Raw genomic sequence first — 25,613 nt, 5'->3', positions numbered from 1 at the left:
ATGTACACTATTTTTGATTATATCAGTAGAGCATTCGAGATTCAATTAAATTTAAGCTCTATTAAAATTGTCTGTTGATTTCCGTTCCAGGCACTTCGATTTCCGTGGGTGTTTCGGCGAGCCTCCTCGGCGCTTGCGCCTGCGGGGTCTCCCCTGAACCATACTCCCACAGGAGTCTTCGTGCCTTCCACTCCAATCAACAGGTTTGAAAAATCAATTCATTGCCCAAAATTAATAAGCGGCACCTTCTTAGGCACCGCTTTAGCTTTATTTCGTTATTTTTTGAATCAGATTTTCAGAGGCATTTGATATCCCATCAGACATTTTTTTCCCCATTGAGGAAAAGAAGTTATAGGCGCTAATCTCCTCAAGCTTCTTCTTCTTTGCTTCAATATCATGACTGGAAATATCATTACCCAATATGGAGGCACTTATGTGATTATCGGTATCATTTAAGCTGACAGCCTGATGAAAGTTTGGATCGTCGTACCCTTTCATTTTATGAATTCCGTTATTGGCTAATTGCATGCCTGTTAAAACAGAGATTAGCATGAGAGCGGCAATACCAACGCTTTTAAGCATAAATAACTTCATACAACTGCTCCCTTACACTTATTGTTTATCAGTTGACTGCTTAACATCCTGATTCACCTTTTCTGCCTGCCAGTAGTACTCACTAAATACTTCAGCAAGAGCATCCGCAGAACGGTTTAACTCTTCAAACGTATTATCTACCCCGCCAAACTCAATTAGAATGGCATTTGATGATAGGTTTTGATTATAGATACTATTTGACCCGGCCGCATTTTTAACCATAACTCCTCTGCTTAACCCCTTATACTTTTTCTGTAAAAGATTGTGCAGTTCTGTTGCTAGCTTTGCATTTTTCTCATAATTGGGGTTTTTACCTCCAATAATAAACGCAAGCTTTGCATACGGTTTTCCATCAATCGATACGGTTGTCTTTTCCTTCCTTTGCGAATCACGATGAATATCTATAAAATAATGCAACTCTTTATTAGAAGCCATGGCTGTTTGTACAACAGAACGGGATTCTTCATAGGACTTCGTAAAATTCCAACCCTTTTTATTTAGATTTGCTTGGATATCTGTTTTGTCGATAAAGCTTCCGATTCCTCTATCGCTAAGGCTTGTCTTAAGTTGGTCACCAATTTTAGTAACATTAATTTGAGAATGATAAGCCAGATTTGGATTGGTTACGCCCTTAAGATATGGTAAATAGGATTCCCGATTATGAGAGAAGTAAACATAGACAACTTGTCGATTTCCCGTCGTTTGCCCTGGCGTTGTAGAAGGATTCTCGTTTGTTGGCTTATCTAATCCTTCAAGATTTTGTAATGCCGCTTCCCGTTCCGCCTTCATAATCTCAATGGGCGGGGCCGATTCAATTGGCATATTGGTATAATTAGTGCCCTCTCCTGCCACAAGAATTTTTCCATCAAATTGATAGAACCCCGGCAGCTCTCTTCCAAGAAGACTTCGTGGGTCATTCAAATTAATATTACTAGATAGCTTAAAAACCAAATTGGTCAGAGTTGGTGTTGCAGCCCAATTATTTTCCACCTTTAAAAAATGGTGATTTTCCCAGCCCATCAGTTGATAGAGAAGTTCCCCATTCACATTTGTGGCAGCCTGATTTACAGAAAGAGACATAAGTCTATATTGTGGCTTGAGTGACGTTAAGAGGCCGCTTATAGAAAAAATCAATATGATAAAGAGTAACAGAGCAGCGATTATTTTAAATAAGCTTGTCCCTTGGACGATAAAAAACGTTCCATTTGTTCTAGCATTTTTCATAGTTCCACCCCACTTAAACGATTCTAGTAAATCTTATGACATTACTAGAATTGGTAGAACCATAAATACAGCTAAAGCTGTTCTAAAAAGGGGCTAATGGTTAAAAACCACACACCCCTAAGAAAATTTTATTTTGTATAATATCCGGCGTTTTCCTGATCAACAGCCGTGTGAAGCGATGAGTTTAATCCATTTGCAATGAGGTTCGCCATATCCTCAATGAAAACATCAACTTCCTTTGGAGTAACCATTAAGTTATGGCCAATTGGTGCAAGTACCTCATAAATCAACTTTCTTTTCTCATCATCTGGCAGGGTGCCAACAATTCCGAGAAAGGTTTTCCGATGTTTTTCTTCAGGTAAATCTTCCTCTGTTAACTTTCTCTTTTCACCAAAACTCATACCTGCTGGTGCCAGCGCTCTTGAAGGGCGATTGCCCTCCTTCAATTCTTTACCAAAGTGTTTCAGGATAAAATCAATCGTATCACTAGTAATAGAAACTGCGTCCACCACCGTTGGAACTCCAATAGCTATAACAGGAATCCCTAACGTTTCTTTGCTAAGTTCTTTTCTTTTATTACCGACACCTGAACCAGGGTGAATACCTGTATCAGAGATTTGGATAGTTGAATTAACCCTTTCGATTGACCTAGATGCTAGGGCGTCGATAGCAATTACAAAGTCCGGTTTTGTATTTTCTACTACACCGAAAATAATATCACTTGTTTCAATCCCTGTTAGTCCCATCACTCCAGGAGCCAAGGCACTTACAGATCGATACCCTTCCTCCACATTTTCAGGTTGAAGCTGAAAGAGATGTCTTGTAATTAAAAGGTTTTCACAAACCATTGGCCCTAAAGCATCTGGAGTTACATTCCAATTTCCCAGTCCAACAACGAGGCACGAGTCTGTTTTCTTAATTCCAGACCCTTCTAGAAAATGAGCAAATTCCCTAGCAAATATTTCCTCTACCTTGTGCTGTGTGTCTGTGTTTTGCTGACGGATTCCTTGCACCTCTACCGTTAAATATCTTCCTGCTTTTTTCCCGAGCTGCTGCTCTCCTTGTTTTGTTACCTCAACCAAAGAAATTTTTATATCGTCAACATCTTTTTCCTTAATTATTACTCCCTCAATTTGTGAAAGGTCTTCCTCTTGCTCGACAGTCCCCTTTCTACCAGCTATCACCATTTCCCTTGCTTCAATGGCTAGGTCAGTTCTAACCGAGTATTGACTTAAGTCGATTGATTCACTCATACTCATTCACAATTCACTCCTAACATGTTCTCCATAAAATAGAAACTATTCCCTATTTTTGCCCTCTTCACTTCAAAACATGCAAGTTAAATAATTATCACTTTTCATTTGTGTATTGCAATATAGGCCATCGTTTGATAAAATACTTCTTGTTCTGAATTATTATTGATGAATGTAAAGTCGAGTTCATATAGTCTCGATTCTTTGTAGGAGGTGAATGTAATGCCTAACATTAAATCTGCTATTAAGCGTGTTAAAACAACTGAAGCTCGTAATGCTCAAAATACAACTGCTAAATCTGCAATGCGTACGGCTGTTAAAAAAGTAGAAGCTGCTGTTTCAACTAACGACGCTGCTGCTGCAAAAGAAGCATTAGTAAGTGCTGCTAGTAAATTAGACAAGGCTGCTGCAAAAGGTCTTATCCACAAAAATGCTGCTGCTCGTAAAAAATCACGTCTAATGAAAAAGTCAAACGCTCTATAATATAGCGCGCAATAAAAAAACGATTCCGCTCAGGAATCGTTTTTTTATGTTTCTTTACTTTTTTAAACGAAACAATAGCATCTCGATAAGCAAGGATTTGTTCATACCGCCTGTTTTCATTTGATAGTCAGCCTCAGCCAGCCATTCCATAAGTTTAGCTAATTCTTCATCTGTAAATTTATTTGCCTGCCCACTTGCTAATTTGACACGAAACGGGTGGGTTTTTAAGTAACCAGCAATTTGCTGTTGACCATACCCTCTTCTAGAGAGTTCCTTTACTTGATAAATTAAGCGAAATTGCCCGGCTAGTAAGGCAAGGATTTTAATTGGCTCCTCATTTTGCTTTAGCAAATCATAATAAATCCGTAGTGCCTCATCCAATTTTCGTTGAACCACTTTCTCAATTAAGGTAAAAATATTCTGTTCAAGAGATCGGGCCACTAATTTTTCAACTAAATCCACATCAATTCTTTTATGGTCTGCTGCATACAAAGCCAACTTATCCACTTCTGTGGTTAGCATAAACATATTTGTTCCAACTAAGGCAAGTAATTGATCAACAGCATTCGCTTCAATTTCAATTCCATTTCCTGCCGCACGATCCTTCACCCAGTTTTTCAACTCATGTTCATTTAACTTTTTAGCTTCTACTAGTTCTGCGTTTCTCTTCAGTTCTTTCGTGATTTTTTTTCGCTCATCTAATTTTTCATATGGCGCTGAAATAACCATCACCGTATACGGGGCTGGTTCTTTCAAGTAGGCTTCAAGTTTTGTTAAATCGTGTTCAACCTTTTCCTTCGTTTTCTCAGCAGTTAAAAATACGGGATTATGTAAAAAAACAACTTTTTTTTCACCTAGAAAAGGAAACGTTTCTGCATCCTCCAATGCCACATCAATGGGAGTCTCCTCTAAGTCATATGCAGAAAAATTAAAGTCCTTCTCTTCTTCGTCTAATATACGGTTAAGAAGTAGTTGCTTCGTTTCATTGATTAAATATGCCTCTGTTCCATATAATAAATAGATAGGAGCAATTTCTTTTTTTTTGATTCTCCTCCAAATATCCAATACCATTGTCCAGCGCTCCCCTTCATTTCACTTACATCTTATCGTAATGAAGCTTGGACGATTTGACAAGTACTTAAAGGGAATTAGCAATTAACTAATAAGTGCCAATTCCCGATCTATAATGAACGCCTGCAATATTCAGCCCTAGGATCTGTAATTGCCTGGCGGAGTTCCTAACGTAATAATAGTGTAGCCTTAACTGAATCATAGTATTTTGACAACTCTTGTCATTACAGGAAAACGGTAAAGGGAGGCTGGATTTTTTCAGCCAAATAGCTTATACTATATTTTGAAAATAGGAGGGGTAGATTGTGAATCAATTTGAAAAAAACGTGCAAAGCAAACGTAACGACGCTATCGATTCTGGAGTAGGATTTGGGGTTTCTTTTGGCTTCTTTGCTTTATTGTTCATTATCGCAACTGTTATTAAGCTTATCGGTTCATAATGAAGGGTTTACATACCGTAATCAAGGACTGCTACCTTGCAGTCTTTTTTTATTTCTTATTGAATGCTTTATCTTATGGTAAGAAGGTTGAAAAGGTTCCTTTCTGTTTATAAAAACGATACGTAATCGCTCCTTGTAAATCAGTTCGGTAAATGGTAGCATTGACTTTTTTTAACCGCTCAAGCACTTCTTGATGTGGATGACCAAAACGATTTTTTTCACCGGCAGAAATTAAAACTGTCTTTGGTTTAACTTGATGAATAAATAATTCAGCACTCGATGTCTTACTTCCATGATGTCCTGCCTTAAGTACATCAATTGTTAGATTTGGATATTTCTTAATAATTTTCTCTTCTCCTTCCTGATCAAGGTCTCCCCCGAAAAACCAATTCCGTCCCCCTAACCTTGAAACAAAGGCAATTGACCCACTGTTTCTTTCACCCGCAAAATTTCTTTCCGGAGAAAGGATAAAGAATTCAAATTCATCAATATTCCAATGATCCCCGGCCGCAACTTTTATAACAGGTATCCTTTTCTTTTTAGCTATTTTAATGATATCAAGCTCTGTTTCAGACGGAGCAATAACCGAGGGTATTAAGATTTGTTTGACCTTAAGCTCTTCTAAAATAGAAAAGGAACCTCCGATATGGTCTATGTCTCCATGTGTTAAAATCAGTTTATCAATTTTTGTAACACCTTTACCTTTCAAGAAAGGTACTACCACATCTTTCCCCACTTCAAAAGGATTTGCTCGCTGCCTCCATTCTTCCACATGGTATTGCATCGTTCCTCCTGTATCAATCAGAATGGTTCCTTTTTGGAAAGGAAGTTGAATTAGAATACTGTCCCCTTGCCCGACGTCAATCATAGTCACCTCTCCATAAGGATTAAATCTGTTTAACTCCATTTGAAGACTGAAAAGCAGAATACCCAACAAAATAAGATGTCTTTTCCCTTTGGATGAAGTAATCTCTTCCCAATTACAAAAGACCGCAAATATAATGATGATTTCCACTATTAAAAGTATAAGATTGGGCCTACCAGCTATAAAGCTCCCAAAAGGGATTTTTGCCGCATAATCGATGACTTCATTAAAAAAGGAAATGATTTTCAAGAAACTATTTACAAAAATGATTGGAGTATTACTGAATAGCAGTTGAACGACAAAGAGGAAGTAAACACCTGGAAGATATACAAAGGAAAAGAGAGGAATATACAGCATGTTGGCGATAATGCCGACTAATGAAAGCTCAAAATAATGATAAAGTAAAAATGGAAAGGCTGCTAATTGAGAAATAACAGATGTAACTAACATCCGTAATAAACTGTGCTGATAAATAGAAAAGATTAATCCAGCTGACAGAATGATGGCCGTGCTTACTGAAAAAGAAAGTTGAAAACCAACATCAAAAATTGCCAGTGGATCTATAAACAAAAAGATAATAAAGGCCAAACATATTGCGTCAATTGGTAAAAGCTTAAGTCTATTTTTCCATTTTGTCGTTAGCAGGACAAGGAATATCATTAATCCAGCTCTAATCACGGATGGAGAGCTCCCTGTAAGGATTACATAGACAGGAATAGCCACCAAAAGAACATTCGTCATCCACTGCCTTGTGATTCCTACCCGCAGCCCCAAATAAAAAACAACCCCAATTAACAAGGAAACATGAAGTCCAGAAATAGCTAATAAATGAACGATGCCAGTTCTTTGATAATTACCAAGCAAGGCCGGATTCAGTAAACTCCTATCGCCAAAAATTAAAGCTGCGGACAGTGAAGCAATTTCAATAGGGAAATGGTCGATAAGATAACGCGTACCCGTAAAACGAAATTGTTTTAAGGTAACCAGTAATGAAGACGGAATGGAAGTACAATGTTGGAGTGGATTTTCATTGGTTTCAAGTATCCAATGAATGCGCTTATTGGAGAGATAGTTACGATAATCAAATCCATTTGGATTTTTGGCCATCGCCGGTTTTTTCAAGGAACCCGATACCCTGCAAACCCGACTAAAAAAAATTTTATTCTGAAGGTTTATTTTTTCATTTTCTGATTTTAATTTGTAACGTAGGAGGAGATTCTCATTGTGGAATTTTTCCTTTATCTCTACCTGTAATAAATCGCCATCAATTTTGGGATTTTCTATGTATTCCAGAGTAAAGGCTGTGGTAGATTCAGGTATAAGAGAGTGATTCATTCTTTCCCCCCTCATTCCTATTAACAGAGAGATGGTAAAAATAACCACGAGGAGGGCTATTTGTTCCTTCGAAAATCTTTTGTATTGATACAGTAAATACATATAAATAATCATTAGAATAAAGAAAGGAAAAAACGTTACAAGAGCGCATAGTACGCCCAACAAAGCAGAAAGGGCAATATACATATACTTTCCATTCATTTTACTTCTCCAATTTGTAGGTTTTTTAAGGAGTTTGAAAGGGATGACGCCGGATATGACCGGCGCCAAGAAAAAGCTATTGTGTGATCTTTCTAAAGTCGATGACTTGTTCAGTCAGTTCTACCTTTTCAATTTTTACACCCGCTTGCTCAAATAATTCAATGGCATATGGATGATTTTTATAATCCTCCGCGTAATAAACTGTCTTTATGCCCGCTTGGATAATGGCTTTACAGCATTGGAGGCAAGGAAAATGAGTCACATAGATTTCAGCATCAGCAGTAGGTACACCAAATTTAGCACATTGGAGCAAGGCATTCATTTCTGCATGAATCGTTCTTACACAGTGGTGGTCAATCACATAGCATCCTTTATCAATACAATGGTCGCCCCCTGCAATCGATCCGTTGTAGCCTCCCGCAATAATACGCTTATCTCTAACAATGGTTGCACCTACTGTAAGCCTAGTGCACGTGCTTCTTAGTGCCAGCAAGTGGCTTTGTGCCATAAAATATTGATCCCAAGATAGTCGATTCACGATTCCCCACTCCCTAGAATTAAAAAGTTTACATTTAGTGTAAGGGTACTTGTACTATAGGTCAATCTATGATTCAGTGAACCACAATTAAATCCTTTAATTTTTCATAAGTTTTATCCCCAATCCCACTAATATTTTTAAGGTCTTCTACCACCTTAAATGGTCCGTTTGTGTTCCGATATTCCAGTATGGCAGCTGCCTTAGACGGACCAATTCCAGGGAGGTTTTGCAGTTCGTTTTCATCCGCTTTATTAATATTAATTTTAGCCTGACCCTCACTGGTACTCGCTATTACGGTGGAGTTTCCATCTATGGAACCAACAACAGCAGCAGCGGTTTCCTCACCCTTGGCCGGTACATAGACAACCATTTCATCAACAACATGTGCAGCAAAATTAACTTGGGTTTGGTCAGCTTGCACCGTTAACCCACCAGCGCGGCTAATGACATCAATGACTCGATCACCTGTATTTGCCTGATATACGCCCGGTTGCTTGATTTGTCCCTTTACATCAACCATAATTTTCTCTGTCTTTTCCTTTTGTTCGGGTTGATTATTTTTCGTGTTTTCCTGACCCTCCTCTTTCAGCGTGCTTTCCATGGAAATTGTCTCAGTTGCAACAGGGGCATTTTCTATGAAGGAAAAATAATAAAAACAACTTAAACCAATAATTATAGCAACCACCATGTAAAACTTGTGTTCCAACAACCAGTCTTTCATTAGGATCCATCCTTTCAAATCGAAGGTATATTTCACATTTACTTTTCATATGGTTATAAAAGAATATTGCATGCGAAGGAGGGTCGGAAAATGAATCTAGGTATCATCGGTACCGGTAATATGGGGAGAATTTTGGTGGAGGCCTTGATTGATAGTAAGGCCATATCCCCTTCTTCAATGATCATTACAAATAGAACGAAATCTAAAGCCATGCTGCTTAAAGATAAATATAGGGAAATTAGGGTTGGGGCAACTCCGGAAGAGGTGGCGGCTCAATCCGATTTATTATTTATTTGTGTCAAACCATTAGACATTTATAAATTACTGGATGATATAAACCCTCACTTAAATGATGAAAAATGTCTTATATCCATAACAAGTCCTGTCAGTACAAGCCAAATTGAAAAAAAGGTATCTTGTTCAGTAATCCGAGTAATTCCAAGTATTACAAATCGGGCATTATCCGGCGTGTCCTTACTTACCTATGGAGAAAATTGTAGTGACCTTTGGAGAGAAAAAATTGGAACTTTAATTACGAAGATTTCGGTACCAGTTAGTATTGACGAGAACATTACGAGGGTGGCATCAGATATTGTGAGTTGCGGCCCGGCTTTCTTCAGCTATCTCCTACAGCGATTCATACAAGCAGCAGTGAAGGAGACAGAAATTGACGAAGCCACTGCAACCATTTTTGCAAGTGAGATGATTGTGGGACTTGGTGAGTTGTTAAAACAAGGTCACTACACTCTACCATCATTACAAGAAAAAGTTTGTGTAAAAGGTGGAATAACGGGTGAAGGGATAAAGGTGTTAGACAATGAACTGGGGAACGTGTTTGAACATTTGTTCCAGGCGACCCATTCAAAATTTAAAGAAGATCTTGATAAAGTGGAAATGCAATTCTCTAAGTAATTATTCGATAGCATTAGACAAATTCCTTCTTTATTTTTAAGGCTTTGTTAAATTTTTCTGTTGATTTCCGCTCCAGGAGCGAGCGGTTCGTGGGTGTTTCGGCGAGCCTCCTCGTCGTTAGCGCCTGCGGGGTCTCCCCTGAACCATACTCCCACAGGAGTCTTCGCTCCTTCCGCTCCAATCAACAGGGTATAAAAATCAACAATGTTCTTTAACATAGCCATTTCAAAAAAATGAGGCTGACTTTTAGTCAGCCTCATTTTTTATTTTTTTTCGAGCGACGAAAAAGATTCGTTCGGATTGTGGCTCGGGTGATTTTGGTTCGAAGTCCGCACAAACCTTGAGCAATTCAAAGCCTGCTTCATTTAACCAGTCTGAGTATTGCTCAATAGGATAGGTCCGTTGGTAATGAATTTCATCATACCGATCATATTTACCCGACAGTTCATCTAACACAAAAAAACTTATATCATGTTCCACACTGTACTCTTTTTCTCCAGAGAAACTATTCCAAATATAGGAAAGACCCTCATCATTTACCGCAAAGGTTTGGTCAATAAAACCATGAGAGATTTTGTAAGTGGAATGCACGTCAAACATAAATAGTCCATCAAGCGTTAAATGCTGGAATACAGAAGAAAACGTCTCTTTAACGTCCTCTTCTGTTTGCAGGTAATTGAGTGAGTCACAGAATATACCGATCACATCGAATTGGCCCTGTCCTTCCAAATCAATCATATTCTGTTCAAACAAAGGAATATGAATTCCTTTTGTTTCTGCCTTTGCCTGCGCAACAGCCAGCATATCGGACGATAAGTCAACTCCAGTTACTTGAAACCCTTCATTCGCAAAGCGAATGGAGAGTTCTCCCGTACCGCAGGCTAAATCAAGCAGGCGAACCCCAGTCACGTTATAGTTTACAAGCTGTTCTTTGACAAAACTTACCCATTCGTCATAAGGAGCATCCTTCATTAGCTCATCATACAAATAGGCAAATTGTTCATAACTCATGAATTTAACTCACTATGGATATCTTCAAGCGGCGCATCGCCCCATAAGCGTTCTAAATTGTAATAGCTTCTTTCCTCACGATGGAAGACATGGGCTACCACATCACCTAAATCAATTAACACCCATCTCGCTTCATCAAAGCCTTCCATTCTTTTTACATCATAGCCGCTCTCTTGGGCTTTTTCCTTAATCTCTCTAGCAATCGCTTGTACTTGTTTATCTGAATTACCGTGGCAAATAATAAAGTAGTCTGCAATTAGAGATATGCCCTTCATATTTAAAGCCAAAATATCTTCTGCACGTTTATCGTCTGCTGCCTTTACAGCCATTTTTAATAGATCTTGATTATTCATCCATCAATCCTCCAATTTATTAACAAGGTCATTGTAAGTATAAAATGTATCAGGGTACACCTTTTGATTCTTTTTTAATAAAAATATCATGGTATTTTGAACTGATTTAATTAACGCACGCTGTAAATTGTCTTGCGCAAGCTCTCTCACTTCTTCTACACCAGGAAAGTGACGGCCTGGCTCCATATAATCTGCCAAATAAATGACCTGTTCCAGCAAGGTCATTCCGACTCTTCCAGATGTATGGTAACGGATGGCATCTAGTACCTCACGATCCGTAATCCCCACTTCTTTTTCGACTAAGTATGCGCCTGCAGGAGCATGCCACAATTCGGAATTATATTCAAGCAAATTCAGCGGAAACCCTTGAGTAGTGATGATTTCCTTCATTTCCTCTTTTGGACGGAATTTTGCATAATCATGAAATATAGCAGCGGTTTCGGCTTTCTTTACATCGGCTCCAAATCGCTTAGCGAGTATTATGGCTGTATCCATGACCCCGATAGTATGTTGATACCGGTGCTCGGTTAACTGCTCCTTAACAAGCTGTAATGCTTTTTCACGTTCCATATAAGCGCTTCTCCTCAATAAATTCAATGACAGCATCAGGCAGTAAATATCGAATAGTCTTTTCACTCTTCACACGATCTCTTATCATACTTGACGATACGTCCATCCCTGGCACCTCCACATAAAGAACAGGATAATTAGTTTGATGACTATAGGACGGCCTATGTACACCAACAAATTGAACGAGCTTAACAAGCTCATCAATTTGTTGCCATTTCGGTAAATATTCGATCATATCTGCCCCAATGATAAAGAAAAATTGATACCCAGTATACTTATCATTTATTTTTTTCATAGTATCAATAGTATAGGAAGGACCTTCTCTTTCTAATTCAATCGTCTCTATTTTAAAATCTGAATTTCCTTGAGTTGCAAGCTCAAGCATCCGAAGACGATCTTCATTTTTAACAGAACCTGTCTTTTTCTTATGGGGAGGTTCCTGGTTTGGCATGAACCAAATTTCATCAAGTTCAAGTGCGGAAAGAACCTCATTAGCAATCATCAGATGACCATAATGTGGAGGATCAAATGTTCCTCCCAAAATTCCAACCTTCTTCATGCATTCGCCATCCTTTACTACATTGGATTATGGAAGAGTGATTGTTTTCTTTTCAACAGACTCTTTATACAGGACAATCGTGTTCCCAATGATTTGGACAAGTTCAGCACCTGTACCTTCAGCTAACTGTTCAGCAACTACTGTTTTATCTTCCTCACAATTTTGCAAGACACTGATCTTAAAAAGTTCTCTCGCTTCAAGTGCGTCCGATACTTGTTTAATCATATTATCATTGACTCCGCCTTTTCCTACTTGAAAAATAGGATCCAAGTGGTGTGCTTTTGAACGTAAAAAACGTTTTTGTTTACCTGTTAACATGTTTTTCCTCCTAATTGTTTCAACACATTCTCTCTCATTCGTTGGATATCCGGGAGTATTCCTGTCCACTTTTCAAAGGCAAGGGCTCCTTGATAAACAAACATCTCAATTCCATTTTGCGTTCGTGCCCCTTGTCCATTTGCATCATGTAAAAATTGAGTTGTAAGCGGATTGTAAATTATATCACAAACCATTGACTCTTTCCTTAGATTATTTAAATCCAAAGGTTTTTCATCTAACCGAGGTGACATCCCAACCATGGTTGTTTGAATGATTAAATCATATTCTTCTATTTGGTTACCGGCTTCGGCAATAGATTTTGCTGCAGACGAGATGGTATATGGACATGCTTCAATCAAGCTCTGAGCTTTCTCCAAAGTACGATTAGCAATGTCAATCACCGCAGGTCGTTCCTTTGCCAAGGTAAAATAAATGGCCCTTGCAGCACCACCTGCACCAATGATTAAGACCCTTTTTCCTTCTATAGAAGGAAGACTTGTATGGAGTCCACTTAAAAATCCTGGTCCATCAGTATTGTAGCCAATTAATTTTCCACCGTCATTCACGACTGTATTTACTGCTCCAATGCTGGCAGCTAATTCATCTACCTCATCTAAAAAGGGAATAATCTTGCTTTTATGGGGAACAGTGACATTAAATCCACCTGCGCCAATTGCCTTTAATCCCTTAACGGCATCCTCTAGATTCTCTGATTTTACTTGAAAGGGAAGATAATAGGCATCAATATTATAAAAAGAGAATAAATCATTGTGCATGACTGGCGACATCGAGTGCCCTATCGGATCGCCCAAAACAGCAAAAAGCTTTTTCACCTTTTTTCTCCTCACCCAATCTGACTTTTTATCATTTGTTTTACATACGTATTTAAATTAAAGATTTACGTATTAACGTTTGTACACCCTTTGGAACATAAGCAGCCACTTTTGCCCCAGGCTCGTTGACCGTAATCCAGCCTAACCCTGAAAAAACGATATCTGTTTTAGCTTCCCTCACCACAAACTCTTGTCTTACTAACTCTGGGAAAGAATCAACTTGTTCCGGCTGTGGCGGTGTTAGCATTTCCCCGACATGCTTTTCATAAAGTTCAGAGGCATTTTCTGTTTTTGTCCTATGAATAGTTAAATCATTGGATACATAACAAACAAATGACCTTCTACCTCCACTGATATAATCAAATCGTGCTAAGCCTCCAAAGAATAAGGTTTGACCTTCATTCAGTTGGAATACTTTTGGTTTAATCTCCTTTTTAGGGGTAATCACTTTTAAATCACTTTTGTCAACAAAATGAGCCATTTGATGGTGATTGATAATTCCAGGAGAATCAATTAGATACTTTCCATCGTCAAGTGGGATTTTGATAATATCCAATGTAGTCCCAGGAAAATGCGAGGTAGTAATGAGGTCCGCTTCCCCTGTTACATCCTTAATAATTCTATTGATAAAGGTTGATTTCCCTACATTTGTACAGCCAACCACATAAACGTTCTTTCCATTTCGCATCTCATCAATAGCTGCGGCTGTTTCTTTAATAAACTGACCTTTGGCTGCACTAACAAGGAACACCTCTTCTGCTCTTAATCCCAGTTCCTTTGCCTCGTTCTTCATCCAGTTAATTAATTTATTGTGTTTGACCGACTTTGGTAAAAGGTCCACCTTGTTACCTACAAGCAGTACCTTGTTATTCCCAACAAATCTGTGTAATCCCGGTAACCAACTTCCATTAAAATCAAAGATATCAACAATCATCACAATAAGGGCATCAGTTTTTCCCATTTCATTTAAAATCTTTAAAAAGTCATCGTCGGTAAGATTAACATCTTGAACCTCATTGTAATGCTTGAGCCGGAAACACCTTTGACAAACAATTATTTCTTTCTCTAAAGCAGAAGATGGTGCATAGCCTATTAATTCCGGATTTTCCGTTTGAACTTTTACACCACAGCCTATACATATATGTTGTTCACTCACAAATTAATCCTCCCATTGAAGCATTCCTTTTTTTCTGAACCAGTTTAAGATCCTTCTCTCAGCAAAACGGTTGAACTTTGTAAAGAAGCCATCGGTTTGGGCAACAGGTACAACCAAAATGGTATGAAAACCACTACGGTTTCCTCCAAGTACATCCGTTAATAATTGGTCCCCTATAACGACGGTCTCTTCTTTTTTTATGCCCATTTGCCTAACTGCTTTGTTAAATGCAGGTCCGAGCGGCTTCCGTGCGCGAAAGATAAACGGAAGGTTTAAAGGATCAGAAAAAGCCTTTACACGTTCCTCATTGTTATTTGAAACAATGGTTACAAGAATATGATGTTTTCTAATTTCATCAAACCAATTAATTAATTGGGGAGTGGCATTCGGACGATCCCATTCCACTAATGTATTATCCAAATCAGTAATAATCCCTTTTATCCCTTTTTCCTTTAATTGTTCAGGCGAAATATCCAGAATGCTTTTCACATGCTCATCTGGTAAAAATTGTTTTAACACTAAGCTTACACCTCATTATAATTCTTAATATGAATAGCTCTTTCATCTGTACTTGTACAATCATAACCAATAATACCCTTTGTTTCAAAAGAAAAATGATCAATGTCTGATTCAACAAAATTCGACCACGTCTAATTCTACTGGAACTAAAAAACAGCTATTTTTAATGGATGTAACATCTTTTTTAAAAAATAAAAAATATTTTTCGACAAAGATCTACTTTTTTTCATCCTGTGGATAACCTTATTAACATTATACCCATTGAACTCCTTGAGTTTCCTTAGTTTATAAACAAATTAACCACAACTTATCCACTAGAAGTTGTGGATAAATAGAACGATTGTTCTATAGGGATAAATTTGGTAGATTTAGGGTACACCAATTGAACGTACTATTTTATGTTTAGTTTTCATCAAATAGAACAATTTATTTATAATCGGAGGTGGATTCTGACGTGAGAAAACTGTCAGATGAATTATTAATTGAGTCATATTTTAAAGCAAAGGAATTAAACTTAAGCCCGGATTTTATCGGTCTTATTGAGTCCGAAATTAACCGACGTTCCTTATATAATAAAATAAAGCTCTCTTCCTAAAACCATTACACTGCCCTATTATGGGCTTTTCTTTTTTTATAAGAATATTCTAGGGCAGAAACTCCCTGCCTTATTTGTGTATTACACCTATTTTTTCGCCAACCTTGATATCCTTTGGTGTCTGAATAGCTGATTCCACTTGGAAGGTGTTCTTTTCAAATAGCAGGACCACCGTTGAACCAAAACTGAAATACGCCATTTCTCCCCCTTTTTCAAGTTCTGATCCTTTATGCGTTGTTTCAATTGAATTAACAAACATCGCTCCAACCTTTACAATAGCCACATGCCCGAATGATGTTTTTACTTCAGTTATTACCCTATAATTCTTTGCTAGGGTACGAACTCCATATTTTAACCCTAACTTATTTACTGGATAGGATTTAGCCCCTAGTGTCCATTGCTTCGTTACTGTGCCATCAACAGGACTGTGTATCCTATGGTAATGACTTGGACTTAAATAGAGAATCATGTATGTACCATTTAAGTATTTAGATAAGACTTCTTGATCACCAAGCATTTCTTCGATGGAATACGTTTTTCCTTTTACTAAAATTTCACTTGTCTCTTTTATCGGTCCAATGTCCTCTATAACGGCATCAACGGGACTAACAACGGAGTCTTCACTTCTGTCAATAACTCGAGATTCGTTTTTTAACGTTCGAACAAATAAATCATGAAGAGTAGGATATTCCGAGACTGACTTTTCCATTTCATCCACATTCAACTGATAAATTCTTGTAAAGGATGGTACAACAAATCGGCTTGCACGTGAACGGGCAAACCTTCTTAAAAGGCTGGATGTCCACTTTCCATTCGTTAATTCAATCATGAGACGATATAAACCTTGTATCATCAATCTACCCCCAAATAGTGTAAAAATACTCTTTACGAACTGTCATAAAAAGCTTAGAATTAAATATTATAGAATAAACTAAAAAAAATGATTTTCCTTTTGCTAAAAAAAGGAGTGATGAGGAGAAATGTTTTTGTTGGACGTATTGGACCAAACAATAAAGAAATTAAAATCTCAAACAGCCAATGTAATAACGCTTGCCAATTTATCATTAGGCGGATTTGCGATTGTATTCGGACTACATGGAAATTTAAGACTAAGCTTACTGCTAATTTTTATTGCAGCCTTAGCCGACCGTTTTGATGGTATGGTAGCACGAAAATTCAATATTGAATCAGAACTCGGAAAACAATTAGATTCCATGAGTGATATTATATCATTTGGAGTGGCTCCAGCACTATTACTATACCAAGGAATTTTGCATGAATTCGGCGGACCTGGATCATTTTTTACTGTTTTTTATATCGGCTGCGGTGCTTTTAGACTAGCTCGGTTCAACATTACTGAGAGTAATGGATATTTTACTGGTTTACCAATTACAGCTGCAGGCTGTTTGGCAACCTTAAGCTTTCTAATCATTCCTTACGTGCCAGCTCAAACGTTCTTATTCATTATCATCATTCTATCATTCCTAATGGTAAGTTCATTTAAACTGAAAAAAGTCTAATAATCAACAATTCGCACCAACCACTTTTACGGTTGGTGCTTTTCATTTTATAAAATAAAATATTAATTTGAATGGACAGACACATTTTCCCGATTTCTTCATAGGAATTAGTAATAGGCCCTAGCCCAAAAAAGAAAGCACGGGGGTGGATGTGGATGTCTGGAATCTTAACAGCTCTCGGATATTTAATGAAAGAATTTTTATTTCTTGTTTCATACGTTAAAAATAATGCTTTTCCTCAGCCCCTATCTGCTGCTGAAGAAAGAAAGTACTTACGGTTAATGGCAGAAGGGGATCCGCATGCGCGAAATATGTTAATTGAACACAATCTACGACTTGTCGCGCATATAGTTAAAAAATTTGAAAATACCGGGGAGGATTCTGAAGATCTAATTTCAATTGGAACAATTGGTTTAATAAAAGCAATCGAGAGTTATTCAGAAGGTAAAGGGACAAAACTTGCAACCTATGCTGCTCGTTGTATAGAAAATGAAATTCTTATGCATTTACGGGCACTAAAGAAAACAAAGAAAGATGTTTCCTTGCATGATCCGATCGGTCAGGATAAGGAAGGAAATGAGATTTCATTGATTGATGTCCTTAAATCGGAATCTGAGGACGTTATCGATACCATTCAGCTTAATATGGAACTGGAGAAAATAAAAAAGTATATAGAAGTTTTGGATGATCGAGAAAAAGAAGTGATTGTGGGGCGTTTTGGCCTAGACTTACAAAAGGAAAAAACCCAACGAGAAATTGCTAAGGAATTAGGAATATCAAGAAGTTATGTCTCGAGAATAGAAAAGCGCGCCTTAATGAAAATGTTCCATGAATTTTATCGGGCTGAAAAAGAACGTAAGAAAAAAAATTAAAGAAACACGCATTAAAAAAAGAGCAGTTACTCCTGCTCTTTTTTTCCGTCTTTAAGAAGAACGCTCCAATTCTTTCCGCCGTCTTTAGATTGATAAATATCATTTTTATAGGTAGTAAAGGCGATTTGATTATGATCCTTTTGATTAACCGCTAAATAAGTAATAGGATTATCATAATCTAAGAAAGGAAAAGCCAATACTCCTTGTTCGCCAGTTACAGGATTTAACGTTTTTAAAAAAATCTTATCATTCTCCACACTAGAAAATAGGATTGTATCCCCGCTAAACGTAAGGGCTGTCACCATAATGGGATTAGTAATTAACTTCATCGTGTTTCCATTGTCAGATGAATAATAAATACCCGTTCGTGTAGACATTGCCACGATATCACCATTAGTAGGGTGTACTGCTATCATTCCTAATGAGTCCGCATTAAACCCCTTAAATGCGCTCTTTGTCCACGTATCGCCATTGTTTGTAGAATAGTTGACACCATAGCTTAAACCATCTTCAGGTGTTTCACTAATTACATAAAGCCCTTCACCTGAAAAACTGGCAGCCATAAAGTGGAAGTTTCTCTTCCCATAGAATGCCAGCTGATCAAGTGTCTTTCCTTGATCAACACTGCGCACTACACCAAGCGGGTCTTTAAAGCCTGTCCCCTTTTGAGGGTGTCCACTTCCTAAAAAACCAGCTTCTACTGCTTGAAATCCTATATAATCATGTTGATTCGTGGTTGATTCATACCACTTTGAATCTTTGTAGAATTTTAAACCGGCATTTGTGGCAAGATACAGTGCTTGATCATTGCCTGGATAACCAATTCCACGTATATTTTTTACACTGAATGAACTGGCCTCAACCACTTCAAATTTAGCCTTTGATTCAGCCTTTTTTTCCTGTTGATTCTTTTCTTGGTCCTCACTATTGTTTCTACAACCTGTTGCAATAAGTAATATTCCTATTAACATAGCCAATATCACTTTCATTTGAACTTTCACCTTGTTACCTCCTGAACATTATCTTAAACTATGAGGTTTTCGTTTACGAATCCTTATCCATCCACTTATACCCTAGTCCCCATACAGTTGTCAAATAATCGTCCACAGGAAAACCTGATTTTCGCAATTTGTCTCGTAAATTTCGCACGTGGGAATCTATGGTCCGATCCTCAGTTGCAACCGCATACCCCCAAATAGTAGTCAACAAATGCTCACGGGTAAATACTTTATTTCTATTTTTTAATAAAAGAGTCAGTAAGGAAAATTCCTTGAGAGTAACCAAAACAGGATGTCCTTGATAGGAAACCTCGAATGACTCTTCATTTAGAGAAAGACCATTAAAGTCTATTTTACTTGAGGGTCCTTTATTTCTTCTTAGAATAGCTTCTATACGTGCAATTAGCTCTTCTTCATCAAAAGGCTTGGAAATATAATCATCTGCCCCCAGTTTCAGCCCTTTAACAATATCCATTTTTTCGCTACGAGCAGTAAGCATGATAATCGGGGTATCTCCCAATTTTCTAATTTCCTTACAGGCTTGCCAGCCATCCATTTCTGGCATCATAATATCTAATAAGACAAGGTCCACAGTTGCTTCACCAAGGTATTGAACCGCTTGGAAAGCAGAAGTCATTTTGATGCAGTCATAACCTTTTGGTGTTAAATAAAGGGAAAGTAAGTCTAACATCCGAGTTTCATCGTCAATAAGCAGTATTTTTTTCAATGGTATTCCTCTCCCGGTTTCAATCTAAGTAAAATTATACTATAGAATAGATCCAATTAGCTGTGAAATATTTGTTGAATTGATTAGGACATACACGTTCGCCTATACAAGCTTAAACAAGGGCTCATACCCTATTCTAAAAGGATAAAGGGGGGAATCTAGATGCCTTTTGGTTATCCTAGTCCTTATGGTTTTTATGGATACCCGGCCCCATATACAGCTTATCCAGTTCCATATGCTGCAGGCAGTGGTTTTTGGATTGCAGTCGTCATTGTCTTATTTATTCTGTTGTTACTCTTCGGAGGCTGGTGGTGGTATACAAGAGTTTGTTAATACTATTTAAAAGGCTGAATTTCTCTAAGTAAACTCAGCCTCTTTTTTCTGTAAAAACCAATAATATAGAATTTTTAGAAAAAGTAAATTATAATGGAAGGCGGAAGTGTTAATTTTTTGACAATAATCAACCATGATTGTGGTTCATCTTTTAAGGAGGGGTACAAAGAATGACAGCGATTACATATTCGGATGTTTGGAACCTTGATGTGTTCTTTCAGGGCGGAAGCGATTCATTAGAATTCGCAAACCATTTAAATCTTACAGCAACCTTAATAGATAGTTTCCAAACAAAAGTAAACAACTGGACTCCGCTCAATTCACAAGAGGATCAAACATATTTAAAAGAATTACTTGAGGATTTTGAGCATGCTGCCAAAAAACTTCGTCAAGCAGGGGCATTTGTTAGTTGCTTGCAGGCACAAAACACCGACGATAAAAAGGCCTATACACTTGATTCAAAGGTTACCAGTTTAAGCGCGGCCTTCCAAACGGCTCTTAGTACCTTTGACAGCCTATTATCTTCATTTAATGATGGAATTTGGACAGAGTTATTAAAGGATGAACAGTTACAGGTCCTTTCCTTTGTTTTAACAGAAAGACGTAATCGAGCAAAAGAGAAGCTTTCTAAAGAAGAAGAAGCATTAATCAGCGCACTTGGTGTAGATGGCTATCATAGTTGGGGGCAATTGTACGATTTAATTGTGGGGAAAATAAAAGTACCAATACAAGAAAACGGCGAGGAAAAGCTCCTATCTGTCGGTCAGGCATTTAATAAGTTCTCAAGCCCCGACCGAAACGTACGAGAAAATACTTTCAGAAATTGGGAGAATGCATGGGGTGAACAGGCTGACTTTCTTGCCAAAACCCTAAATCACTTATCCGGTTTCCGTCTTAGTGTGTATCAAAAAAGAGGCTGGGAAGATGTATTAAAAGAACCTCTTAGCATTAATCGTATGGAAAAAGAGACGCTTGAAACGATGTGGGCAGTCATATCCGAAAATAAACAAAAGCTTGTTACGTATTTAGAGCGAAAAGCAGCACTCCTTGGGGTAAATAAATTAAGTTGGTATGATTTAGATGCTCCGTTTGGCAAAACAGAATCAAAGGTTTCCTATCAAGAAGGAGCCGAGTTTATCGAACAAAATTTTGCTATATTCGGTGAAAAAATGGCTTCGTTTGCCCGTAAAGCCTTTGAAGAGCAATGGATTGAAGGAGAAGATCGACCTGGTAAGGCACCTGGTGGCTTCTGTACTTTCTTTCCTGAAAGCGACCAATCTCGAATCTTTATGACTTACTCTGGAACACCATCAAACGTTTCAACTCTGGCACATGAGCTTGGTCATGGTTTCCACACATTTGCGATGAAGGGGGTTCACCATCTCAACCGTAATTATGCCATGAACGTGGCAGAAACGGCCTCTACCTTCGCTGAAATGATTGTTGCAGATGCAGCAGTTAAAAATGCAAAAGATGAAGAAGAAAAACTAGTTCTTCTTGACGATAAGATCCAAAGAACCGTTGCCCTTTTAATGAATATACATGCACGCTTCTTATTTGAAACAAGTTTTTATGAAGAAAGAAAGCAAGGACCTGTAAATGCAGAACGTCTGAATGAACTGATGCTTGCTGCACAAAAAGAAGCCTATTGTGATGCCTTAGAAGAATATCATCCATTATTCTGGGCCTCTAAGCTTCACTTCTTTATAACTGGTGTACCATTTTATAACTTCCCATATACGTTTGGTTATCTTTTCTCATTAGGTATCTATGCGCTGGCACTCGAGGAAGGCAAAGGCTATGAAGAAAAATACATTGCTTTGTTAAGAGATACGGCTTCCATGTCCGTTGAAGATTTAGCACAAAAACATCTACAGGTAGATCTAACAAAAAAAGCATTCTGGGAAAAAGCTGTTCATATTTGTCTGGATGACATTGATGAATTCCTTAAATTAACTGACATGAAATAAGAAAAGCATCGGCCGAAACTTTTGGCCGATGCTTTTTAATATTATGCTGCAACACTTAGTTCGGCTGAAATTACACAACCAATCGCCCCAGTAATGACGAATGCCATCACAACCAAAAACATATTCCCCACCCCTTAGTTAGAGACTGCTATTTTCTACTTTGAATTTAACACATTTTCACAGTATCTAACTTCAGGAAATATGAACATTCTGTTAACAAACCTTTGAAGGATTATGATTCTTTTTTCTTTGATTTAAAGAGTAATGATAATAACAAAATATGAAGCGGCATATTGGTTACCTCCTATTTACATTCTTTCACAGTGGCTAGGTGGTATCTTTCATACCCCAGAAACTATTTCCTCGACCTTGCATTAGAAAAAACAACATATTAACAACCACCTTTCTCTATTTTTGTTTTTACTTACCTATTACATTAAACGGTGCATGGAAACCTGACGATCTCTGTTTTTCTCATAAAGTTTATCAACCATTTCTTGATGAGCAGCTTCTTCGAGGCTCATTCGCCGTTTGTTAATAGTTATGGTTAAAAATAAAATATTGAGGGTCATTTCTTTTCACTTCCTTTTTAGTGCATGTGTATTGATTACATGAAATGATGCATGGAAATTTGGCGATCTTTGTTTTGATCATAAAGTTTCTCAACCATCTCCTGTTGAGCTGCTTTTTCAAGATCCATTTTCCGCTTTTTTATTGTGATGGAGAAAAATAATATATTCAGGGTCATGTATCACACCTCCTTTAAAGACTTATTTCTTTCTTGTTCTAACAACATTTTCAATCTATGCATAACATATCCATCTGGCGAATAAAAAGGGCACAAAAAGGCCGCAAGAAGTTATCCCTTGCGGCATGGATTTTTAGGCACAAAAATACCGCAAGGCGTCATTCTCCCTGCGGCATGGATATGTAATGTCACTTAATTACTTAAGCAATCCATTCCAGTCTGGTCGAATGCGTGATATTCAAATATGCTGTTTGTGTGCAGGCTACAATTAAATTCATTTTCTTCGACCTCCTTTTGGAATTTTTTACTTTCTACGGTAATTATATCCACACACCTGCCATTTGTAAACCTTTTACCAGTAAATTTTTTTAAATTAATTAAAATGCCCTTTTTCAGATAAAAAAAAATAAGCGCCCGCAAATGGGAAACGCTTATTTTTTCATTAAATAATCCTGCCCTTCTTCTGTCTCTGACAGCTTCATTTGGCATTGTTTGGATTGAATAAAAAACAAAATAGATAAAGCTAGGAAAGACATTGAGGATAGAACCATTATGTTAACATCCATCTCGCTTTTCGTATCGGATGGAATAATTACACCTAAATAGAAAAATACACCAACAGCCAATAAGATCGTGGCAAACCGTTTAAAATCAATCATTTTTTCATAAAGTCTTCTCGCTTGTTGCTTCACTACTTATCACCTGCTTTTCTTTTAATCTACTAACCTACTTTAACATAAAACTTAATATGAAAGAGGATGTAAATATTAGTAAAAGAAAAGCTCAGGCACCAGGTGAATTCACCTAGTGCCTGGATAATATCAATTATTCTAATGCTTGTGTTAAATCATCAATGAGGTCCTCAACATCTTCTAGTCCAACTGATATACGGACTAATCCATCGGTAATACCTAAATCAGCACGACGCTCTGCCGGTATAGAGGCATGTGTCATTCGGGCTGGTACAGATATTAAGCTTTCGACCGCACCAAGACTTTCTGCCAAAGTAAAGTATTTAATTTTACTTAATAATTGATCTGCATTTTCAGCACTTCCTACATCAAAAGAGACCATTCCGCCAAAACCTCTTGCTTGTTTTTTAGCAATCTCATGATTTGGATGTGATTCAATCCCAGGGTAAAATACCTTTTTTACCTTTGGATGTGATTGTAAAAACTTCACAATCTCAGCAGTATTCGTTTCCGTTTCTTCCATACGGATCCCTAAAGTTTTGATACCACGGATTAATAACCAAGAATCCTGTGGTCCTAAAACACCGCCCGTAGAATTTTGAACAAAATGAAGATCTTCAGCCAATTTATCACTATTCACAACCACTAGACCAGCCACCACATCACTATGTCCACCAATGTATTTTGTCGCACTGTGCAGGACAATGTCAGCTCCTAGCTCTATTGGATTTTGCCAATATGGTGTGGAGAAGGTATTATCTACAATGGTCAATAGCTGATGTTCTTTTGCAAGCTTAGCAACTGCTTCAATATCCGTAATTTTTAGTAATGGGTTTGTTGGTGTTTCTAAATAAACCGCCTTTGTATTCGGTCTGATTTCACTCTTAATATTGTCTAAATCACTAGTATCAACAAAAGTAGAATCGATTCCAAATCGGTTTAATACCTTTGTCATCACGCGGAATGTTCCACCATAGACATCATCAGTAAGAATGACGTGATCGCCGCTATTAAATAACATGATAACCGCAGTGATTGCCGCCATACCTGAACCAAAAGCAAAACCTGCCGTACCGCCTTCAATATCTTTAATTAACACTTCAAGTGCATTCCTTGTAGGGTTTCCAGTCCTGGAATATTCAAATCCCTTATGACCTCCTACCCCTTCCTGCTTATACGTACTAACTTGGTAAATGGGAAAGGACACCGCTCCTGTTGCTGGATCTTGGCTAATTCCTCCATGAATCAATTGTGTTTTCCTTTTCATTCTAAATACCTCCTTCAAAAATCTTTTTGCTTAAATATCGTTCGCTACCGTCTGGAAAAATAACGACGATATTGGTACCAGGTGGAGATATTTGGGCTTCTTTTAGTGCAGCGTGAAATGCAGCACCTGACGAACTACCGACAAGAAGGCCTTCTTTCACTGCTATTTCTTTAACGAGACTAAAAGCATGTTCATCCAACACGGTATAAATGGCATCAAAGTAACTTGCATCCATATATTCCGGCAAGAATTCCATTCCAATACCTTCTGTTTTATGTGGACCTGATTCACCACCGTTTAAAATGGAACCCTCAGGTTCTACAATGACTGTTTTTACTTTCTCGCTCTGTTCTTTTAAGTAACGGGCAGTACCCATGAATGTTCCACCTGTACCCGCACCAGCGACAAACACATGTAATTGTCCTTCAAGCTGCTCCCAAATTTCTGGACCAAGTGTTTTATAGTACGTTTCTGGATTTGCAGGGTTTCCGAATTGCTGAGGGCAATAGGCTCCTGGAATCTCGTTAACAAGTTCCTTTGCCTTTGCAATTGCTCCCTTCATTCCCTTTTCCGTAGGGGTATGAACAATTTTCGCCCCAAGTGCTTTCATTAATTCCTGCTTTTCTGTACTAAACTTTTCAGGAACACATAAAATAACCTGTATACCTTTGTTTATGGCTGCTAGAGCTAATCCGATCCCCGTATTTCCAGCGGTTGGCTCTATGACTGTTCCGTCTTTACACAGCTTTCCACTAGAAAATGCCTCATCCAGCAGTTCCATTCCAAGTCGGTCTTTGACACTACCCCCAGGATTCATAAATTCAAGTTTTGCAAAGATACGAACACCGTCGGGCAAATGAAATTGAGTGATTTCCACCATTGGTGTATGCCCAATTAATTCATGAACATTTTTATAGACCTTCATTTCCCCACTC

General features: G+C 37.8%; 30 protein-coding genes and 1 pseudogene. 8 read left to right on the top strand and 23 right to left on the bottom strand.

What is annotated here, in order from left to right; all coding sequences use genetic code 11:
* Positions 1-267 precede the first annotated feature (267 nt).
* The 3 genes from RCG25_RS07865 to gpr form a co-directional block, all read right to left on the bottom strand.
* A complete protein-coding gene (locus tag RCG25_RS07865; RefSeq protein WP_308083114.1) occupies positions 268-594 on the bottom strand; it encodes a YqxA family protein in 327 nt (108 codons plus the stop codon).
* Between the two features lie 18 nt (positions 595-612).
* The gene (gene spoIIP / locus RCG25_RS07860) at positions 613-1,818 is read right to left on the bottom strand and encodes a stage II sporulation protein P (protein ID WP_308083113.1); all 1,206 of its coding nucleotides are present in this window, start codon (positions 1,816-1,818) and stop codon (positions 613-615) included.
* Between the two features lie 128 nt (positions 1,819-1,946).
* The gene (gene gpr / locus RCG25_RS07855; protein ID WP_308084122.1) at positions 1,947-3,071 is read right to left on the bottom strand and encodes a GPR endopeptidase; all 1,125 of its coding nucleotides are present in this window, start codon (positions 3,069-3,071) and stop codon (positions 1,947-1,949) included.
* A gap of 222 nt (positions 3,072-3,293) precedes the next feature.
* On the opposite strand from gpr, the gene rpsT reads away from it, so the two are divergent.
* Positions 3,294-3,554: a 30S ribosomal protein S20 gene (rpsT, locus tag RCG25_RS07850; RefSeq protein WP_308083112.1), complete on the top strand. Its 261-nt coding sequence runs from the start codon at positions 3,294-3,296 to the stop codon at positions 3,552-3,554.
* Positions 3,555-3,608: 54 nt separating this feature from the next.
* Here the strand turns inward: rpsT and holA are convergent, their stop codons facing one another.
* On the bottom strand, positions 3,609-4,625 hold the full coding sequence (holA, locus tag RCG25_RS07845; RefSeq protein WP_308083111.1) for a DNA polymerase III subunit delta: 1,017 nt from the start codon (positions 4,623-4,625) through the stop codon (positions 3,609-3,611).
* 305 nt (positions 4,626-4,930) lie between these two features.
* Between holA and RCG25_RS07840 the strand changes: the two genes are divergently transcribed.
* A complete protein-coding gene (locus RCG25_RS07840; protein ID WP_307286666.1) occupies positions 4,931-5,065 on the top strand; it encodes a YqzM family protein in 135 nt (44 codons plus the stop codon).
* A 73-nt stretch (positions 5,066-5,138) separates the two neighbouring features.
* On the opposite strand, the gene RCG25_RS07835 is transcribed toward RCG25_RS07840, so the two are convergent.
* From RCG25_RS07835 to RCG25_RS07825, 3 genes and pseudogenes are all read right to left on the bottom strand, one after another.
* Positions 5,139-7,466: a DNA internalization-related competence protein ComEC/Rec2 gene (locus RCG25_RS07835; protein ID WP_308083110.1), complete on the bottom strand. Its 2,328-nt coding sequence runs from the start codon at positions 7,464-7,466 to the stop codon at positions 5,139-5,141.
* Positions 7,467-7,557: 91 nt separating this feature from the next.
* Positions 7,558-8,004 (bottom strand): annotated as a pseudogene (locus RCG25_RS07830) (ComE operon protein 2); the annotation flags it as partial.
* Between the two features lie 73 nt (positions 8,005-8,077).
* The gene (locus RCG25_RS07825) at positions 8,078-8,725 is read right to left on the bottom strand and encodes a helix-hairpin-helix domain-containing protein (protein ID WP_308083108.1); all 648 of its coding nucleotides are present in this window, start codon (positions 8,723-8,725) and stop codon (positions 8,078-8,080) included.
* A gap of 90 nt (positions 8,726-8,815) precedes the next feature.
* Between RCG25_RS07825 and comER the strand changes: the two genes are divergently transcribed.
* Complete coding sequence (gene comER / locus RCG25_RS07820; protein ID WP_308083107.1) at positions 8,816-9,637, top strand: late competence protein ComER; 822 nt, start codon at positions 8,816-8,818, stop codon at positions 9,635-9,637.
* 246 nt (positions 9,638-9,883) lie between these two features.
* Here comER and RCG25_RS07815 read toward each other — a convergent pair whose 3' ends face one another.
* Genes RCG25_RS07815 through RCG25_RS07780 form a run of 8 tightly spaced genes read right to left on the bottom strand, consistent with a single transcriptional unit; the run spans position 9,884 to position 14,956 of the window.
* Positions 9,884-10,648 carry a class I SAM-dependent DNA methyltransferase gene (locus RCG25_RS07815; RefSeq protein ID WP_308083106.1) on the bottom strand — a complete coding sequence of 255 codons (765 nt, stop codon included), beginning with the start codon at positions 10,646-10,648 and terminating at the stop codon, positions 9,884-9,886.
* The gene (rsfS, locus tag RCG25_RS07810) at positions 10,645-11,001 is read right to left on the bottom strand and encodes a ribosome silencing factor (protein ID WP_308083105.1); all 357 of its coding nucleotides are present in this window, start codon (positions 10,999-11,001) and stop codon (positions 10,645-10,647) included. Before rsfS ends, RCG25_RS07815 begins: the two co-directional genes overlap by 4 nt.
* Positions 11,002-11,004: 3 nt before the next feature.
* Positions 11,005-11,571 (bottom strand): bis(5'-nucleosyl)-tetraphosphatase (symmetrical) YqeK, encoded by a 567-nt coding sequence (yqeK, locus tag RCG25_RS07805; protein WP_308083104.1) that lies wholly within the window; start codon positions 11,569-11,571, stop codon positions 11,005-11,007.
* The gene (locus RCG25_RS07800) at positions 11,561-12,130 is read right to left on the bottom strand and encodes a nicotinate-nucleotide adenylyltransferase (protein ID WP_308083103.1); all 570 of its coding nucleotides are present in this window, start codon (positions 12,128-12,130) and stop codon (positions 11,561-11,563) included. Before RCG25_RS07800 ends, yqeK begins: the two co-directional genes overlap by 11 nt.
* 27 nt (positions 12,131-12,157) lie before the next feature.
* A complete protein-coding gene (yhbY, locus tag RCG25_RS07795) occupies positions 12,158-12,448 on the bottom strand; it encodes a ribosome assembly RNA-binding protein YhbY (RefSeq protein WP_308083102.1) in 291 nt (96 codons plus the stop codon).
* Positions 12,442-13,281, bottom strand: a complete 840-nt coding sequence (gene aroE / locus RCG25_RS07790; RefSeq protein WP_308083101.1) for a shikimate dehydrogenase — start codon at positions 13,279-13,281, stop codon at positions 12,442-12,444. Before aroE ends, yhbY begins: the two co-directional genes overlap by 7 nt.
* Positions 13,282-13,333: 52 nt before the next feature.
* Entirely contained in the window at positions 13,334-14,437 is a 1,104-nt protein-coding gene (yqeH, locus tag RCG25_RS07785) for a ribosome biogenesis GTPase YqeH (protein WP_308083100.1), read from the bottom strand.
* Between the two features lie 3 nt (positions 14,438-14,440).
* Positions 14,441-14,956, bottom strand: a complete 516-nt coding sequence (locus tag RCG25_RS07780) for a YqeG family HAD IIIA-type phosphatase (RefSeq protein ID WP_308083099.1) — start codon at positions 14,954-14,956, stop codon at positions 14,441-14,443.
* A 454-nt stretch (positions 14,957-15,410) separates the two neighbouring features.
* Here RCG25_RS07780 and RCG25_RS07775 point away from each other — a divergent pair, with 454 nt between their 5' ends.
* Positions 15,411-15,551 carry a sporulation histidine kinase inhibitor Sda gene (locus tag RCG25_RS07775; protein WP_308083098.1) on the top strand — a complete coding sequence of 47 codons (141 nt, stop codon included), beginning with the start codon at positions 15,411-15,413 and terminating at the stop codon, positions 15,549-15,551.
* 70 nt (positions 15,552-15,621) lie between these two features.
* Here the strand turns inward: RCG25_RS07775 and RCG25_RS07770 are convergent, their stop codons facing one another.
* Positions 15,622-16,404 (bottom strand): phosphatidylserine decarboxylase, encoded by a 783-nt coding sequence (locus RCG25_RS07770; RefSeq protein WP_308083097.1) that lies wholly within the window; start codon positions 16,402-16,404, stop codon positions 15,622-15,624.
* 127 nt (positions 16,405-16,531) lie between these two features.
* On the opposite strand from RCG25_RS07770, the gene pssA reads away from it, so the two are divergent.
* Entirely contained in the window at positions 16,532-17,071 is a 540-nt protein-coding gene (gene pssA / locus RCG25_RS07765; RefSeq protein WP_308083096.1) for a CDP-diacylglycerol--serine O-phosphatidyltransferase, read from the top strand.
* A 155-nt stretch (positions 17,072-17,226) separates the two neighbouring features.
* Complete coding sequence (gene sigK, locus RCG25_RS07760; RefSeq protein WP_308083095.1) at positions 17,227-17,943, top strand: RNA polymerase sporulation sigma factor SigK; 717 nt, start codon at positions 17,227-17,229, stop codon at positions 17,941-17,943.
* 26 nt (positions 17,944-17,969) lie between these two features.
* On the opposite strand, the gene RCG25_RS07755 is transcribed toward sigK, so the two are convergent.
* Positions 17,970-18,944, bottom strand: a complete 975-nt coding sequence (locus RCG25_RS07755; RefSeq protein ID WP_308083094.1) for a F510_1955 family glycosylhydrolase — start codon at positions 18,942-18,944, stop codon at positions 17,970-17,972.
* Positions 18,945-18,987: 43 nt separating this feature from the next.
* Complete coding sequence (locus RCG25_RS07750; RefSeq protein WP_308083093.1) at positions 18,988-19,668, bottom strand: response regulator transcription factor; 681 nt, start codon at positions 19,666-19,668, stop codon at positions 18,988-18,990.
* 162 nt (positions 19,669-19,830) lie between these two features.
* Here RCG25_RS07750 and RCG25_RS07745 point away from each other — a divergent pair, with 162 nt between their 5' ends.
* Both RCG25_RS07745 and RCG25_RS07740 read left to right on the top strand, forming a co-directional pair.
* On the top strand, positions 19,831-20,001 hold the full coding sequence (locus RCG25_RS07745) for a hypothetical protein (protein ID WP_308083092.1): 171 nt from the start codon (positions 19,831-19,833) through the stop codon (positions 19,999-20,001).
* Positions 20,002-20,171: 170 nt separating this feature from the next.
* The gene (locus RCG25_RS07740) at positions 20,172-21,971 is read left to right on the top strand and encodes a M3 family oligoendopeptidase (RefSeq protein WP_308083091.1); all 1,800 of its coding nucleotides are present in this window, start codon (positions 20,172-20,174) and stop codon (positions 21,969-21,971) included.
* Positions 21,972-22,402: 431 nt separating this feature from the next.
* Here the strand turns inward: RCG25_RS07740 and RCG25_RS07735 are convergent, their stop codons facing one another.
* The 5 genes from RCG25_RS07735 to RCG25_RS07715 form a co-directional block, all read right to left on the bottom strand.
* Positions 22,403-22,543, bottom strand: coding sequence for a YrzI family small protein (locus RCG25_RS07735; RefSeq protein ID WP_308083090.1), 141 nt, complete (start codon positions 22,541-22,543; stop codon positions 22,403-22,405).
* A 35-nt stretch (positions 22,544-22,578) separates the two neighbouring features.
* Complete coding sequence (locus tag RCG25_RS07730) at positions 22,579-22,719, bottom strand: YrzI family small protein (protein WP_308083089.1); 141 nt, start codon at positions 22,717-22,719, stop codon at positions 22,579-22,581.
* Between the two features lie 431 nt (positions 22,720-23,150).
* A complete protein-coding gene (locus RCG25_RS07725) occupies positions 23,151-23,411 on the bottom strand; it encodes a YrhC family protein (RefSeq protein ID WP_308083088.1) in 261 nt (86 codons plus the stop codon).
* Positions 23,412-23,544: 133 nt separating this feature from the next.
* On the bottom strand, positions 23,545-24,678 hold the full coding sequence (locus RCG25_RS07720) for a bifunctional cystathionine gamma-lyase/homocysteine desulfhydrase (RefSeq protein ID WP_308083087.1): 1,134 nt from the start codon (positions 24,676-24,678) through the stop codon (positions 23,545-23,547).
* A gap of 1 nt (position 24,679) precedes the next feature.
* Positions 24,680-25,603: a PLP-dependent cysteine synthase family protein gene (locus RCG25_RS07715; RefSeq protein ID WP_308083086.1), complete on the bottom strand. Its 924-nt coding sequence runs from the start codon at positions 25,601-25,603 to the stop codon at positions 24,680-24,682.
* Between the last annotated feature and the right edge of the window lie 10 nt (positions 25,604-25,613).

Origin of the sequence: Neobacillus sp. PS2-9, from assembly GCF_030915525.1 — a bacterium.
Classification (GTDB): domain Bacteria; phylum Bacillota; class Bacilli; order Bacillales; family Cytobacillaceae; genus Neobacillus.
This window is presented reverse-complemented; position numbering and strand designations above follow the sequence as displayed.